This is a genomic window from Acinetobacter sp. NyZ410 (genome assembly GCF_022828975.1).
GTDB lineage: Bacteria > Pseudomonadota > Gammaproteobacteria > Pseudomonadales > Moraxellaceae > Acinetobacter > Acinetobacter guillouiae.
In genome coordinates this window covers 856,359-869,625 of record NZ_CP094620.1, presented here as the reverse complement: position 1 = coordinate 869,625, position 13,267 = coordinate 856,359, and the positions used below count along the sequence as shown (strand labels likewise).

Here is a 13,267-nt window from a genome sequence, read left to right as displayed (position 1 = left end):
ACGATTTAATATCGGATTTTTTTTCGTAATTTGATTGCTAATTAGCTTTCTACACAATTAAAAATGATACCAAAATGCCCAAGCAGTAATAAAAAATATTAAATTAATAAAGCACCAAAAAAAAGTATACATACGTCTCTTTTCTTTTATCCATTTAGATTGTTGATTAAAAACAGCATCCTTTTTTAAGGCTTTTTCTAAATCTTTTTCATTTAACAAATCTTTATATCTTTGTTCAATTAGGTTAAAACGCTCTTCCATATTGTTAATGTCTGAATTAACTTCAAACCAAGAAATAAGTAAATATATAAAAGAAATAACAATGAAAACAATTGAAATAGCGAATGCCTGATCAGAAAAAAATAGTGTACTATTATCCAGTTTAAATATTTTAGAAATGAAATTCACCATAAAAAATGTTATCAAGGTCCATAAAGTTAGCTTAAGACCTGCATACATATTTTTTGTAATTTCTATAGACTTATCTGATTGAGCTACAATAAATTCTGACAACTTATTTTTAATTTCAATATATTGTTTCACATTATCTTTTAAGTAGATATCGTAACCTGAAGATAAAGAATTTAAAGTTCCTGCCTCCACACTAAATATAGAGTTATCATTTGAATGAATAGTTATAATATTTCGAGCCAAGCCGATTTTATCAATAAAATTACCATCATTATAAGTCCATATAAATATGCTATATAACTCATCCAAAGATTTCGTACTTATTTCATCAATATTGACCTTTTCTGAAATTAGCTTGTATCCTTTTAATCTATAGCTTAAAAAATCTCCATCAATTTCAGAGCTATCTGCCAAATATGCTGACAATAAAATCAATTCTAATTTTTCAAAATAATCTTTATATTGAGATGGGATTTTTTCATTAAAAGCAAAATCTAAAGGTAATAAATTAATTTCTTTATTGTTCTTAAAATAAGAAATTTTATCTCTTTTAGAAATATATTTTTCTCGATCAAAGCACTCTTTATTACTTAAGAATGATTCCTTTATATGATAAAAATTTATTGTTTTAGAGTGAAAATTATTACATTCTTCCCAAAATAGGAAAGAAACAGGATTATCATTATAAGAAATAAAACTCCACTTAATTAATGCCTCTTCATAATTTAATGAATTTATATAATCAAAGAAACAATCAAGAGATAGAATATAATTAGTTTTAGCTTTTTCTTTTGATATATCAAATTCAAATTCAATATCATCAGTTGAATTATCAAAACTAAAAAAACTATCTTTAATTTCTGTTATATTTAGAGCAGATAACACAGAATCATTTAATGATATTGAAATTGGATTATTAAGTCCAATTTTACAAATTAGTTTAGCGTAATTAAATTTCTTATAAAACTCCTTATATAAAATTTTATGAATTTTAATTAAAGCATTCTTAAAAAGTTCTTCATCAATTAGAGGTTCATTGATTTTAAAATTGGATTTATAAGTAATAAAATTTTCAGATGCATCTAATTTATCAAAATCACTGAAGTTTTCTGAAATTATTTTTTCTATAAAATTCATTTTAATTACTCGTTTTTAAAAGCATTATAACCTTCTTTGGAATATATTTTTATGAACTCTCCTTCTTCATCTTTACCTGGTTTAATTTTCTTTTTGATGTCTTCAATACCACCTGTAAGTCTTAACTCAATGTTGGAATCCAATATTATCTTACGTCTAAGCCTAGTTGAGATATCTTTTGTATCTAAGTCAAATTGAGTATCAAATTTTTTCTTTTTAGGTAATTCTTTGAGCTCTTCAATAAAGCTTGGCAAGGTATCACTTGTTTCCTTACTTTCAGCTTTATAAGAATTAAATATTTCAATAACTTCATCAAATACAAAAGCATCTTTATTTGCAAAATAAGAATTTAGATCATTTCTTAAATACCAATAATCTGTATCTGAAGTTTTTTTAATTTTTCTTTTCAATAGATCATCAATTGCTAGATACGCTTTCTTTGTATTTTCTTGAGACTCTGTAACTGGTGCCGAAGCTAAAAAAGAAGAATACCAATATTCTGAAATTTTAGGAATACTATCTGATAAAATCATTTCTACAATTAACAAGTTTTCATCAAACTCAATATAACAAGATTTTTGCACTCTATTTTTCTTAATTGGTAATCCAGAAGATAAATCAAGACTATCTTCATTAATATATGGGTCATTTTCAACTTTAGTTAAAACGCATACAATTCTATCCCCTTTTTTCCCTATAACTTGAATGAAATTCCCTCTTTTTAATGTAGCAATTCCTGAAACCTTTTTCTGTTTATCCAATTCACAACGATTTAATTTATCAGCAATTTTTTCTGAAAAATGTTCCCAGTCTCCCCCCTTTAAGATTTCATTTATACAAGAAAAAACCTCTTCAGTATCACTAAGAAAACTATAAGCTCTGCCTTTTTCATTACGCAATATTTCTTCAATCAATGTATTTAAATACGAACTAAAATCTTTTTTTTCAGAAGTAAAACTTTTTCTTAAAAAACTTCATTCTCTATGTCAATTGTATGCATACAAAAATTTTTTATATCTATCATAATTCTTCCAAAATTGAGAAAAAGTTAACCTATTACAATAATATCAAGTATCTATATAGAGTCTATAGATTAATAAAAGTATTCGACATAATTTGTCGCCTACAGCAGGGAAATAAAAATTAAGAATCTAACCTTTTATAATAATTTAAAAGAGTCAACACAGAAAGACTGATATTTCTTCGCTAAGAACTTTTAATCAATCTATCACCTCAATAACATCAAGTCGTCTTTCCAAAATTTCAACTTTGAACACATAAGAATTATGGTTTATTCAAACGTCTTGCAAACTCAACCTGAGTCACATTTTTGACTCGCGGAGTTCAAAGTCTTGATACCACAATTTTATTAAAAATAAAGCCGAGCAATACTAGAATTTAAATCATTTAATTTTCTTGGTATAGCCTCAAATAAAATAATGATAAAAGCTCAATTGAGCTTCCAAAATACCCCCTATCAACCATAAACAACGATATATCTCCCCCCAAACAACCTTACCCCAACCCATCCAAAAAACACCCCACCAACCTCTCCCGATCATCCACACTATTTTCACCTTGAAGCTGAACCATTGCCCCATCAATCACAAACAAGAACATATGTGCATCTTGTTTTGAGGCATTCACATTGCTGGTTAAAAGCAGTTTATAAATTTCATCAATCAACCAGCTTCGGTATTCAACTACGATTTGATAAGCATTGGGATAGTGCTTTTCAATTTCAAAAATAGCCTTAAACGGTAGATGATAAAACCCTTCCAGATTGGCATGTAAAAAGAAAATATGCTTAAGCTTTTCATAAACAGTAAAGTCTTTCTGTCTATAGATCATCGTAAATACTTCTTCTTTCAGTGCATCTTTTTGAAAGGTTAAACTCATTTCAATCAAACGTTCTTTAGAATAAAAGTATTTATAAAACGTGGCTTTGGGAATTCTGGCAGACTCAATAATACGGTTTACCCCAACATGATGAAAACCGTATAGGTTAAAGAGTCTTCGGGAGGTGTCGAGTACCCTTAAAGCTCGAAATGAAATATCTAAATTTGACATATATCTTCCCTATAAATATTTTTTGTTTTAATGAGATAAAACCACTCTCGATCTTGTTATAAGCAAAGAAGCATCAAAGGCTTCAAAAGGTAACCAGAGTGTATCTCAAGTTTTATTGTTGATATTTTTTTAGGTATAACCAGCCAATGCCTAAAAGCCCAAAGGCTGTTAAACCGTGCTAAACACTAATCTGAAGGTGTACGAATAAAATACATGGCCAACTCCTGAACAATTCAAAATTCTGCCAATGTATAAAAATTATGGTGGCAGAACGAAAGAAGGTTGACAGACTGGTTCGACCCCAGCACACCCGAAGGTGTCCCTCTCCCGCCCTACCGCAACGAGAGGGGACGAGAAGTTTACATGCAAAACTATCCCTCAGATGGAATAATTCTGATGCAGTCGAAAAACGGTCTGTCAAAACCGACTGGCAATGTAGGCCAGCCAGCAAAGAATAATCGGAGAATTTTCGGGTGTCAATGTCGGATTTTGTGCAAAACATTAAAATTATTATTATTTTTCAATCAATTAAATAATTGATTATGATTATATTAAACCAGCGTATTTGATCAATTCAACCGATCAACACGCCTTATTATTTTTAGCCATGGCATAAGGCGTAAACCAAAAACCAAACTGGCTTTAAGCAACTTCAGTCTGCCCAACATGATGATAAGAACGATTAAAATAAACCAAGCTTTGATCATGTTCACTTTGTTGAATCGCCACGATACGACAAATAAAAATCGTATGTGTTCCAACTTCTTGAATTTGCTCAATCTCACAATCAAAATTCACCAAAGCATCATCTAAAACCGGTGCGCCAGTTTCTAATTCCGTCCAAACGCCATGTTTAAATCGTTCTTCTGGGCTTAATTTAGACGAAAACGCTTTAGAAATATGCTGATGATGTGCGCTTAAAACATTTACAGTTAAAATTTTATTTTCAACAAAATGTGCATGAGAACTTGCCGCTTTATTCATACAAACCAATAAAGTCGGAGGTGAATCCGTCACACTACATACGGCAGACGCAGTAAATCCGTAACGACCAGACAAACCTGTCGTGGTAATGACACTGACTGCACTGGTCAACAAAGACATTGCATTTCTAAAGTCTATTGCTTCAATCATTTCATTGTTCCTAAATTGAACCGTACTTTTTTAGATTTAGCATTACCCTGCTATTCCGTCATGTAGGCACTGCATCTGGATGAGTTTCTCAGTAGAACTGATGTTCTCTAAATTGTGATTAGGGTTTCCCGTTGAGTCTTGGATATCCATTCACCCAAACAGGTCACCCTTTTTACACCACAATATCGTTGAATACTAGCGGCTAAGTTCTTTACGAACGATTTCTGCGCCAGCACTTAAAGCATTGAGTTTGCCTCTTGCAACTTCACGAGATAAAGGAGCCATACCACAGTTAGTCGATGGATAAAGCTTATCTGCATCTACAAACTGAAGTGCTTTTCGTAATGTGTTGGCAACTTCATCTGCTGTTTCAATGGTATTGGTTGCCACATCAATAGCACCAACCATTACTTTCTTACCACGGATCAATTCGATCAGATCCATTGGCACGCGAGAGTTTTGGCATTCTAAAGAAACGATATCAATTTTAGATTGTTGAAGTTTAGGGAATGCTTCTTCATATTGACGCCATTCTGAACCTAAAGTCTTTTTCCAATCTGTATTGGCTTTGATGCCATAGCCATAGCAAATATGCACCGCAGTTTCACATTTAAGCCCTTCAAGCGCTCTTTCTAAAGTCGCAACACCCCAGTCGTTGACTTCATCAAAAAACACATTAAATGCAGGTTCATCAAATTGGATAATATCCACACCCGCAGCTTCTAACTCTTTGGCTTCTTCATTGAGGATTTTGGCAAATTCCCAAGCAAGTTTTTCACGGCTTTTATAATGCGCATCATACAGCGTATCAATCATCGTCATTGGACCAGGCAACGCCCATTTAATCGGCTGATTGGTTTGTTGACGTAAAAACTTGGCATCATCAACAAAAACAGGCTTTTGACGAGACACCGCACCGACAACAGTTGGTACGCTTGCATCATAGCGATTACGAATGCGTACAGTCTCACGTTTCTCAAAATCAACACCATTCAGATGTTCAATAAACGTGGTGACAAAGTGTTGGCGCGTTTGTTCACCATCACTGACAATATCGATCCCAGCGTGTTGTTGCTCTTGCAATGACAAGCGTAAAGCATCTTGTTTGCCTTCAATTAATTGCTCATCTTGTAATTTCCAAGGTGACCAAAGTTTTTCAGGCTCAGCAAGCCAAGAAGGTTTTGGTAGGCTGCCAGCAGTTGAAGTCGGTAATAATATTTTCATAATCAATAATCTTGTCTATCTAGGTAAATTAAGCAACGTAATTTGCAGACCACTGCTCAAGGATATGTTTGTATGGCTTGATGAACTGCTCTTCAGTAAATTTGCCTTGCTTAATCGCCAACTGACCACGCTCTTCTCGGTCATACACAATACGAGTAAGTGAATAATCCTGATGTTTTAAACTTGGTTGGTAAGATTTACCTGCCACAGAATTTGCATTGTAAATCTCAGGTCGGTAAATCTTTTGGAAGGTTTCCATGGTGCTGATGGTACCGATCAACTCAAGGTTAGTGTAATCACTCAGCAAATCACCGCGGAAGTAAAATGCCAAAGGCGCAACACTATTTGGCGGCATAAAATAGCGAACCTGCAAACCCATTTTTCCGAAGTATTCATCTGTTAATGAGTATTCATCTTGTAGATATTCCACACCCAATACTGGATGCACATTTGCAGTACGGTGATACACCTTGCTACTTGAAACACTAAGACAAATCACAGGTGATTTTTTAAAGTTTTCTTTATACGCATTTGAATTTACAAATGCGTTGAAAATCTTCCCATGAAGCTCACCATAGTTTTCTGGCAGGCTAAATTGATCTTTATTTTTATTATGTTCTAACAGCAATACACTAAAATCATAATCACGCACATAAGAAGAAAAATTGTTGCCCACAATACCTTCAATACGTTGATTATTTTTGTGATCAACAATATTGGTTTTCAATATTTCAATCGTAGGAAACGTCTCACCGTTGCCTTCGATATCAATATCAACTGAAATGATTTCTAGCTCAACAGAATAACGATCTGCTTCAGGATTATCCCAATGCGCTAATGCATTAAAACGATTGTCAATCATCGTTAGGGTATTGCGCAAATTGTCATGGCGACTCTCACCTCTTGCTAAATTGGCAAAGTTGGTTGTGATACGCGTATTATTAGAGGGATGATAGTTTTCGTCGAAACTAATGCTCTTAATCGTAAATGTAAAATCTTTACTCATGATGATCTGATACCCTAATTTCTGAAATAAACCTGAATTTTTTTCATGCTCTTTCTGAACCATCCAATTTATCTTTGGATCTATCCAGCCAATAGTATTTCCCGTATTTTCTGACTTGTATCTGGTCACTCAATTCAGAATCAACGATAATCTTGTCTATCGTGAAGCGCTTGGTGTAATTTATACCGCAATCCGTACATGAATAAAAATGATATAATTTCACAAAAAAGTGAACCAAATTCATGTTTAGGAATGAGTAACATGAATAAATGGATTGTGAGGCTTGGATGTTTGATCAAAACTCAATAGATGAGTAATCAAAAATGCTGTTAAAAGTGTATATAAACAAACTGATCTGATTGCCAATGTGTTGCATCTTATTGTGTTGGTTGCTATTGGGCTTTTTACTTGGCTTAGGAAATTGAGAAGAAATGAAGATCGAAAGTATTTATTTAGATTGATCATTTAACTTTTTTATTGTGAGGCTGTTGGGTAAAAGTCACCTATTCAAAGATTTTAATAACTTAAAATCCGCATATATTTGAAAACAAAATTATTTACTCATTCATCACTAATTTTTTTCATATTTATAGTCTTAAACGATTTCGCTGAGATGTTTATACGCCATCCAGTTATATCCAAAATCAACTAAATAACATCATAATATTTTGGACAAAATTATAATTTTAAGCATGCAATAATAGAGTCAGTATCATTTTGCAAAGAATAGATTGAAGGTAAAAAAATCTAACAATTCAAACCCACCCAGCATATAAAGTTGATCCACCTCACATTATGCGATTAAAATATGGATAAATTTTTTCTTGAAAATATATAAAAATTTATAATAAAAATGAGTAGCTTAGTCGATTTAAACCATCACAAAACGAAATATTCCCTATTTATTTTCAGGTTTTTTTATGGTTTTTATAATTAAACAATGTATTCCTCTTAACTTTTCCATTAAAATAAGCCAAATATCTTTTTGTAATTCGTCACCACCCTCTCCTATTGTACCTATTGAGTGGTAACACGAATAAAACATGCCTTTGAAAATTCGCGTGGCTAATAAACTGTAATGACTCAAGCAACTCAGTATCCTATGGAATCCATTTCCAACATCCGTGTATTGGATGAATGGCAAGAAGAAATTCCAGAGGATTTATATATTCCTCCTGCTGCATTCGAAATTCTGCTTGAACATTTCGAAGGACCACTCGACTTTTTAATTTATCTGATTCAAAAAAATGGTTTCGATCTTTTACAGTTAGATATTGCCCCGATTGCAACACAATACTTGTCTTATATGGACGGTATGAAATCGTTAAATATCGAGTTAACCGCTGACTATATGGTGATGGCAGCATTATTGGCAGATTTAAAATCTCGCTTGTTATTGCCAAAACCAAAAACCATTCATATTGAAAAAGATCCAAAACAGGAATTAATCGATCGCTTAGAGACCTATTTACGGATTAAAAAAGCAGCTGAACGTTTAGGCCAGATGCCTGTTTTAGACCGAGATACTTTTGCGACCCATGTTGCGATTGGTCATATTCCAAAAGTGTATGAAGGTTATGACGTTGAGATGTTAAAAGATGCCTTGTATTGCATTTTTAACCGCCCTGAACCCATAACCCATAAGATTGAACAAGAACCTGTATTACTTGAAGAACGCATTGCTTATATCGAATATATGATTGAATCTGGAGAAGTTCTCAGTTTCCAAGAATTACTCAAGCCAAACCAAGGTCGAATGGGCATGGTGGTTACATTTATGGCAATCTTGGAGCTGACCCGTCAGCAAAAAGTCCAAATTATTTCTTCTGGTGTTGAGGCCCCGCTTGCAATTCAAGGAGCAACGGCATGACCATTGATCAAAATAATGCCTTTAATGTTGATGAATTACATCACGAAGTTCTGATGCAACTTGAAGCGATTATTTTTGCAAGTGATGCCCCTGTATCGCTTGCTCGCTTAAAAGAAGCATTTCAAAATCAGTATTCTAAACAACAGTTGCAACAGTATTTACAGCAATTGTCTGTGTTACAACATGGTCGTTCAATCGAACTTGTCGAAACAGCCCAAGGTTATCGTTTTCAAGTGCGGGCAAAATACCGCAATGTGATTGCGCAAGTTTGGCCAGATCGACCAACTCGATTATCGCCGTCACTGTTAGAAACAGTTGCAGTGATCGCTTATCATCAGCCAGTAACCCGTGCTGATATTGAGCAAATACGAGGGGTTACAAATAATAGTCAAATACTCAGGACTTTGTTTGATTGGAACTGGATTAAAGAATCTGGTTACCGAGAACTCCCAGGTAGACCCGCGTTGTTAGTGACAACGCCACAATTTTTAAATGCTTTTGGTCTAGTGTCTTTAGATCAATTGCCTCCCCTACAGGATGCCAAGGAAGCTTTTATGATTTTGGATGCGCAAGCTGCCAAGTCTTAAATAGGTGCACTGTTGATGATTATTTCTAAGGTTATGCTGTCATGAGTGAAAAATTGCAAAAGGTACTCGCACGAGTGGGTTTGGGCTCTCGCCGTTATATGGAAGAGGTCATTGCCGCTGGTCGTGTAAGTGTCAATGGGCAGGTTGCTCAAGTGGGCGAACGTATTGAACCAGGTGATGAGCTTCGCATCGATGGTCGTAAAGTTCAGTTCCAAATTGAAGACGAAATTCGTCGTCGTGTCTTGATTTACTACAAACCTGAAGGTGAAATCTGTTCTCGTAATGATCCAGAATCTCGCCCGACTGTGTTTGATCACTTACCCCCGATTTCCAATGACCGTTGGGTGATGGTGGGTCGTCTAGATATCAACTCAACAGGTTTATTACTTTTTACAAATGATGGTGAACTTGCCAATCGTTTAATGCATCCCTCAAATGAAATCGAACGTGAATATGCAGTTCGAGTCATGGGTGAAGTAACGCCTCAACTCAAAAACAACATGACAAATGGCGTTGTTTTAGATGATGGTCCAGCAAAATTTGAATCTTTCTCTGAAATTGGTGGTGAAGGGATCAATCGCTGGTACCAAGTCGTTGTAAAAGAAGGTCGTAACCGTGAGGTTCGCCGTATTTTTGAATCACAAGGTCTAAAAGTAAGTCGCTTGCTCCGTACTCGTTACGGTACTGTGATTTTGCCTCGTGAACTTCGTACAGGTCGTTGGATGGAACTTGATAAAACTGATATCGATAATTTAACCAAAGCTGTTGAACTTAAACCACGTCAAGGCACAGGTTTATTTGGTATGGCAAAACGTCGTACTGAACGTATGCAAGACAAACCTATGGCTGCGCGTCGTGGTGGATTCTTGCGTCAACAACGTCGTGATAGCGAAGGTGAAGAAGCTCACAACCATCAAAATGATCGTCGTGATGCTCAGCCAAGTGCAAACCAATATGGTCAAAACCGCACTGAAAATCGTACTGACAATCGCAATGAACGCTCTGAAAATCGCTTTAATAAAGCACGTTCTGGTGGCAACAGCTACAACAATGACCGTGCTGACAACCGTGGTAATAGTTTTAATAGCAACCGTTCAGAAAACCGTTATGGCAATCAACAAAACCGTAATCGTTCAGAAGGCCGCTATAATCCAAATGAGCGTCTAGATCGTTCAGATCGCCAAGAACGTAGTGAACAACCTGAAAAGAAAAAACCGTTTGTTGTGACAAAAGGTTTTAAAAAGTTCTAAGTTCTAAATAGACTTAAAGAGCAAAAGCCACTATTTTTAAATAGTGGCTTTTTTTCGTTTAAACTATGCGCTACATCATGCATTAAGGTTTAAATATATTACTGTAGGCTATGCCTCAGCTTGTGTTGTAAACAAAACAGTGCAAAACCCTTTAAGCAATATGATCTTAATATGGTAATAACAAGATGAATAAAAAATACCTGATCCTCATTCCCTTATTTCTTATCTGGTTTATTGCGTCTATATCGATAGCATATCAAGGGCTGTTTTATTCAGAGTATCTGATCAATTTTCTTAGAAAGAAACCACAGGATTATGGTTACCCACTTTTTCAGGTTGTCATTTTATGCTCAATTTATGGCCTATGGATGTGGAGCTATGCCTATTTACTTTGCTCAGAAACTGCCATTCGTAGACCATTTCTTAGCTATACAGTCTGTTCAATCTTACCGATTGTTATTCCAGTCTATGGTGTAATAATACTGATTTACTCACCACCTGATATAATCACTTTTATTCTAATCAGTTGTGCAACCAGCCTATTTCATTTTTTATTATTGCCTATTCTTATGCCTATCTATCGCAAGTATATTTATCCTAAACAAAACGCATCAGTTTAATCGTGTTATATATCAATAAAAATACTCCTTACGCCACTACAACAGTAGCTCTCCCTGTTAGAAAAAGAGGGAGAGCTAGCTGAGACTAAATTAATTAACTTTAGTAAAACCCCCTCCTTTTTCAAAGGTGAGAAGTATCAACTTCGCAAGGAGGAAGATTTAAAATCCTTAACGGACTGGCAGCAACTAAATCCAGCAGCTCTCACATAGCAAAAATCTAAATCACCTGTCTGCTTCCTTGTGGAATTGAACTCAATAAGCGTTTGGTATAGTCATGCTGTGGTGACTGGTACAACTCATCCGAATTAGCAATTTCAACAATATCACCATGGTTCATCACCATAATTTGATCCGAAATATATTTCACCACAGACAAATCATGTGAGATAAAAATATAACTTAAGCCAAATTCATCTTGCAGATCTTGAAGTAAGTTCAGGACTTGTGCTTGAACCGATACATCAAGTGCTGAGACGGATTCATCACAGATTAAAATTTCAGGTTTTAAAGTTAAACAGCGTGCTATTGCAATACGTTGACGTTGTCCCCCAGAAAACTCATGCGGATAACGATCAAAGGCTTGTGCAGGTAAGCTTACTCTTTCCAGTAATTCTAAAGCCATCTTTTTACGTTCAGTATCATTTGCACCAATTTTATGAACTTGCATCGGTTCCATCAAAATTTGCCCCACGGTAAAACGCGGATTAAGTGAGGCATAAGGATTCTGAAAGATAATCTGAATCTTACGTTGATACTGGGCAAACTCTTTTTCAGACATTGCCAAAATATCTTTACCTTGAAATAAAGCTTGGCCGCCAGAAGCTTGTTGTAAACGCATCAACAATAAACCAATGGTGGTTTTACCTGAGCCAGACTCCCCGACGAGCCCTAAAGTCTTACCTTTCGCCAGTTGAAAAGACGCCCCTTTGACTGCCTGAAATTCATCTTTGCCAAATAGCCCTTTACGACTAAAAAATGATTTTTTTAAATCACGCACCTCTAAAATAATTTCTTCACCGCCAACAAGGCCGCGCTTACGCTCCGCAAAATCCACCTCAGGCAAACTCACCACCTCAGTCACAGGTGCGTCTTGAGCTTGCATAAAATCACTAATGACCGGTAAGCGATATGGACGATACGAAAGTTGCGGACGGCATAATAATAATGCTTTGGTATAGGCATCTTGTGGCTGTTCTAAAACAGCTTTTGCTAAACCTTGTTCACGAATTTCACCATGACGCATCACAATCACTTCATCGGCAATTTCACTCACCAATGCCAAGTCATGGGTAATAAACAACATCGACATTTGACGGCGCTTACGTAAAGTCTCCAACAAATCTAATATTTGTTTTTGGATGGTGACATCTAATGCAGTAGTCGGTTCATCGGCAATCAGTAATTTCGGTTCACAGGCGATTGCCATGGCAATCATGACCCGTTGCTGTTGACCACCAGACAGTTGACTGGGGTAAGCATCAATCTTGCTTTCAGGGGATGGAATCCCCACTTCAGTGAGTAATTCTAAAGTGCGTTGTCGTGCTTGTTTACGCCCCATATTTAAATGAATACGCATAATTTCAGCAATTTGATCACCCACTGTAAACACAGGATTAAGTGACGACATTGGTTCCTGAAAAATCATAGCAATGTCTTTACCACATATTGCACGCATTTGTTTACTGCTTAAACTGAGTAAATCTTTGCCTTCAAAAATAATTTTACTGTTTTCAGCAATACGGGATTGGCCTTTGGGTAATAAACCCATGGTTGCCAATGAAGTTACTGATTTGCCACTGCCAGATTCCCCAACCAAGGCCACGGTGGTATTGGCAGGAATCTGAAATGAAATACCTTTTACGGTTTCAATAAATTGCTTATTTTCACCCTTAAAACTCACACTCAGATTTTCAACACTGAGTAGCACAGGAGGTGTCGCTTGTTGTTCTGACATCTTT

10 protein-coding genes and 2 pseudogenes are annotated in these 13,267 nt (G+C 35.4%); 4 read left to right on the top strand and 8 right to left on the bottom strand.

Features of this window, described 5'->3' with window-relative positions; translation table 11 throughout:
- Window positions 1-57: 57 nt before the first annotated feature.
- The 7 genes and pseudogenes from MTO68_RS04125 to MTO68_RS04095 form a co-directional block, all read right to left on the bottom strand.
- Window positions 58-1,548 (bottom strand): hypothetical protein, encoded by a 1,491-nt coding sequence (locus MTO68_RS04125; RefSeq protein ID WP_004819274.1) that lies wholly within the window; start codon window positions 1,546-1,548, stop codon window positions 58-60.
- 5 nt (window positions 1,549-1,553) lie between these two features.
- Entirely contained in the window at window positions 1,554-2,447 is an 894-nt protein-coding gene (locus MTO68_RS04120) for a hypothetical protein (protein ID WP_244015156.1), read from the bottom strand.
- A gap of 321 nt (window positions 2,448-2,768) precedes the next feature.
- Window positions 2,769-2,880: pseudogene (locus tag MTO68_RS04115) on the bottom strand (XRE family transcriptional regulator); the annotation flags it as partial.
- 183 nt (window positions 2,881-3,063) lie between these two features.
- The gene (locus MTO68_RS04110; protein ID WP_004819270.1) at window positions 3,064-3,618 is read right to left on the bottom strand and encodes a TetR/AcrR family transcriptional regulator; all 555 of its coding nucleotides are present in this window, start codon (window positions 3,616-3,618) and stop codon (window positions 3,064-3,066) included.
- A gap of 642 nt (window positions 3,619-4,260) precedes the next feature.
- Window positions 4,261-4,752 (bottom strand): flavin reductase, encoded by a 492-nt coding sequence (locus tag MTO68_RS04105; RefSeq protein ID WP_244015154.1) that lies wholly within the window; start codon window positions 4,750-4,752, stop codon window positions 4,261-4,263.
- Window positions 4,753-4,947: 195 nt separating this feature from the next.
- Window positions 4,948-5,976 (bottom strand): methionine synthase, encoded by a 1,029-nt coding sequence (locus tag MTO68_RS04100; RefSeq protein WP_244015152.1) that lies wholly within the window; start codon window positions 5,974-5,976, stop codon window positions 4,948-4,950.
- A gap of 28 nt (window positions 5,977-6,004) precedes the next feature.
- Window positions 6,005-6,982, bottom strand: a complete 978-nt coding sequence (locus MTO68_RS04095) for a DUF1852 domain-containing protein (protein ID WP_034610135.1) — start codon at window positions 6,980-6,982, stop codon at window positions 6,005-6,007.
- A gap of 1,078 nt (window positions 6,983-8,060) precedes the next feature.
- Between MTO68_RS04095 and MTO68_RS04090 the strand changes: the two genes are divergently transcribed.
- The 4 genes and pseudogenes from MTO68_RS04090 (at window position 8,061) to MTO68_RS04075 (ending at window position 11,309) form a co-directional block, all read left to right on the top strand.
- Complete coding sequence (locus MTO68_RS04090; RefSeq protein WP_244015150.1) at window positions 8,061-8,852, top strand: ScpA family protein; 792 nt, start codon at window positions 8,061-8,063, stop codon at window positions 8,850-8,852.
- Entirely contained in the window at window positions 8,849-9,439 is a 591-nt protein-coding gene (gene scpB, locus MTO68_RS04085; RefSeq protein WP_004722881.1) for an SMC-Scp complex subunit ScpB, read from the top strand. Before MTO68_RS04090 ends, scpB begins: the two co-directional genes overlap by 4 nt.
- 41 nt (window positions 9,440-9,480) lie before the next feature.
- A pseudogene (rluB, locus tag MTO68_RS04080) lies at window positions 9,481-10,326 on the top strand (23S rRNA pseudouridine(2605) synthase RluB); the annotation flags it as partial.
- Between the two features lie 548 nt (window positions 10,327-10,874).
- Window positions 10,875-11,309, top strand: coding sequence for a hypothetical protein (locus tag MTO68_RS04075; protein ID WP_081407351.1), 435 nt, complete (start codon window positions 10,875-10,877; stop codon window positions 11,307-11,309).
- Between the two features lie 217 nt (window positions 11,310-11,526).
- On the opposite strand, the gene MTO68_RS04070 is transcribed toward MTO68_RS04075, so the two are convergent.
- Entirely contained in the window at window positions 11,527-13,263 is a 1,737-nt protein-coding gene (locus tag MTO68_RS04070; protein ID WP_244015148.1) for an ABC transporter ATP-binding protein, read from the bottom strand.
- Window positions 13,264-13,267 lie beyond the last annotated feature (4 nt).

What these genes read in the sequence shown, in the direction of transcription:
- MTO68_RS04100 (WP_244015152.1), bottom strand. Translation starts at nt 5,976, where the DNA reads ATGAAAATATTATTACCGACTTCAACTGCTGGCAGCCTACCAAAACCT.
- MTO68_RS04095 (WP_034610135.1), bottom strand. Translation starts at nt 6,982, where the DNA reads ATGAGTAAAGATTTTACATTTACGATTAAGAGCATTAGTTTCGACGAA.
- MTO68_RS04075 (WP_081407351.1), top strand. Translation starts at nt 10,875, where the DNA reads ATGAATAAAAAATACCTGATCCTCATTCCCTTATTTCTTATCTGGTTT.
- MTO68_RS04105 (WP_244015154.1), bottom strand. Translation starts at nt 4,752, where the DNA reads ATGATTGAAGCAATAGACTTTAGAAATGCAATGTCTTTGTTGACCAGT.
- scpB (WP_004722881.1), top strand. Translation starts at nt 8,849, where the DNA reads ATGACCATTGATCAAAATAATGCCTTTAATGTTGATGAATTACATCAC.
- MTO68_RS04110 (WP_004819270.1), bottom strand. Translation starts at nt 3,618, where the DNA reads ATGTCAAATTTAGATATTTCATTTCGAGCTTTAAGGGTACTCGACACC.
- MTO68_RS04125 (WP_004819274.1), bottom strand. Translation starts at nt 1,548, where the DNA reads ATGAATTTTATAGAAAAAATAATTTCAGAAAACTTCAGTGATTTTGAT.
- MTO68_RS04070 (WP_244015148.1), bottom strand. Translation starts at nt 13,263, where the DNA reads ATGTCAGAACAACAAGCGACACCTCCTGTGCTACTCAGTGTTGAAAAT.
- MTO68_RS04090 (WP_244015150.1), top strand. Translation starts at nt 8,061, where the DNA reads ATGACTCAAGCAACTCAGTATCCTATGGAATCCATTTCCAACATCCGT.